Genomic DNA, 2,074 nt, shown 5'->3' with positions numbered 1-2,074 from the left:
GGTAAGGTCTGCGGCTGTGAGTGGTAGTTCCTCAAGCCTGAAGCCGCCGGCCGACGCCTCGGCGCCCGTACGGCACCCCGAAGCACCCTCTCCCGGTGAGCTGCTCGGGGCGCACTACGACCAGTGCTTCGGGTGCGGGGGCGAGCAGCCGCACGGGCTGCTCCTGGAGGCCAGGGCCGGCGAGGGTGTTTCCCTGACCGCCGAGTTCACCGTGCAGCCCGCCCACCAGGGCGCCCCGGGCCTCGCCCACGGCGGTGTGCTGGCGAGCGCGCTCGACGAGACCCTCGGCTCGCTCAACTGGCTGCTGCGCACCATCGCCGTGACCGGGCGGCTGGAGACGGACTTCGTGCGGCCCGTGCCCGTCGGCAGCGTGCTGCACCTTCAGGCCCGGGTCACCGCTGTGGCCGGGCGGAAGATCTACTCGACCGCCACCGGGCGCCTCGGCGGCCCCGACGGCCCCGTCGCCGTCCGCGCGGACGCGCTCTTCATCGAGGTGAAGGTCGACCACTTCGTCGACAACGGCCGCCCGGAGGAGATCCGGGCCGCCATGAACGACCCGGACCAGGTCCGGCGTGCCCGCGCCTTCGAGGTGAACCCGTGAGTCGTACACCTGTGAACGTGCTGATCCGGCGTGTGGACTCGGAGGTTCCGCTTCCGGAATACGCACAGCCGGGTGACGCGGGCGCGGATCTGCGCACCACGGAGGCCCGTGAGCTGGGGCCGGGGGAGCGGGCGGTTCTGCCCACCGGGGTGTCCATCGCCCTCCCCGAGGGGTACGCGGCCTTCGTGCACCCGCGCTCCGGCCTCGCGGCCCGCTGCGGTGTCGCCCTCGTGAATGCCCCGGGGACGGTTGATGCCGGGTACCGTGGGGAGATCAAGGTGATCGTGGTGAATCTCGACCCGCACGAGCCGGTGCGGTTCGAGCGCTTCGACCGGATTGCCCAACTGGTCGTCCAGCAGGTCGAGAAGGTGCGCTTCCAGGAGGTGGCGGAGCTTCCCGACTCGGCGCGGGCCGAGGGGGGCTTCGGGTCCACGGGCGGTCATGCCGCAGTGGGCGGCACAACGGGTGGGAATCGATACGCTTCGGTCGTATCCGACCGGGAAGGACAGTGACGTGTTCGGACGTCGCAAGAAGAAGGGTGCCGCCGAGGACGCGGCCGGCGAGGCCGAGCAGGTCGTCGACAGCGTCGACACTGAGGCGGACGAAGAAGAAGGCGTGCGCGAGCGCGTGCGGCTGGAGCCCGAGCCGCGCCCCGACGGACCCTGGGACAGCACCGAGGTGCGCGAGCCCGGCGAGGGCCGGGTCGACCTCGGAGGCATCTTCGTGCCGGGGGTCGACGGCATGGAGCTGCGCGTCGAGGTCGCGGGTGACGCGATCGTCGCGGCGACCGTCGTGCTGCGCGACAGCGCGGTCCAGCTGCAGGCCTTCGCCGCACCCAAGCGCGAGGGCATCTGGGGCGAGGTACGCGAGGAGATCGCCACCGGCATCACCCAGCAGGGCGGTGTCATCGACGAGGTCGAGGGCCCGCTGGGCTGGGAGCTGCGGGCCCAGGTGCCGGTGCAGCTGCCCGACGGGACGGGCGGCTTCCAGGTCGTCCGGTTCATCGGTGTGGACGGGCCGCGCTGGTTCCTGCGGGGTGTGATCTCCGGCCGGGGCGCCGTGGAGCCGGGCACCGCGGGCCTGCTGGAGCAGATCTTCCGGGACACGGTCGTCGTCCGCGGTGAGGGCCCGATGGCCCCCCGTGACCCGATCGTCCTGAAGCTCCCGAACGACGCGCAGATGGTCCCCGAGGGCGTCCAGCAGGAGGAGCAGGGTTCCCGCTTCGCCGGCGGCATGGGTCAGCTGCAGCGCGGACCGGAGATCACCGAGGTCCGGTAGGGCCTGTCGCACAGGCACCGGGCCACATGGGCCGTACTCCGACGTGTGCGGCCCATTGTCATGTCCGGGCTCTAGGCGACTCCAGGAGCCAGGAGCCAGGAGACCGAAGGCGCGGGTCGAACCATTGATCGACCACGTGCCCGGTGACCATACTGGGCGTGCGGTCGACGGGGAGGGTGGGCGCAGGTGGGGGAC

Annotated in this window: 3 protein-coding genes; all 3 read left to right on the top strand. The window is 71.9% G+C overall.

Annotation, left to right across the window (positions count from 1 at the left end; translation table 11 throughout):
- Positions 1–16: 16 nt before the first annotated feature.
- From FNH08_RS49315 to FNH08_RS49305, 3 genes are read left to right on the top strand one after another with little or no spacing between them, the layout of a single operon-like run.
- Positions 17–601, top strand: a complete 585-nt coding sequence (locus FNH08_RS49315) for a PaaI family thioesterase (protein ID WP_322726653.1) — start codon at positions 17–19, stop codon at positions 599–601.
- Positions 598–1,113 (top strand): dUTP diphosphatase, encoded by a 516-nt coding sequence (gene dut, locus FNH08_RS49310; RefSeq protein ID WP_322726652.1) that lies wholly within the window; start codon positions 598–600, stop codon positions 1,111–1,113. The genes FNH08_RS49315 and dut overlap by 4 nt, the downstream gene beginning before the upstream one ends.
- Position 1,114: 1 nt before the next feature.
- Positions 1,115–1,879 carry a DUF3710 domain-containing protein gene (locus FNH08_RS49305; RefSeq protein WP_322726651.1) on the top strand — a complete coding sequence of 255 codons (765 nt, stop codon included), beginning with the start codon at positions 1,115–1,117 and terminating at the stop codon, positions 1,877–1,879.
- Positions 1,880–2,074: the final 195 nt, after the last annotated feature.

This window comes from Streptomyces spongiae, assembly GCF_009377185.1.
In the GTDB taxonomy this organism is placed as follows: domain Bacteria; phylum Actinomycetota; class Actinomycetes; order Streptomycetales; family Streptomycetaceae; genus Streptomyces; species Streptomyces spongiae.
The sequence above is the reverse complement of the archived record's forward strand: the minus strand, read 5'-3'. Positions and strand labels throughout refer to the sequence as shown.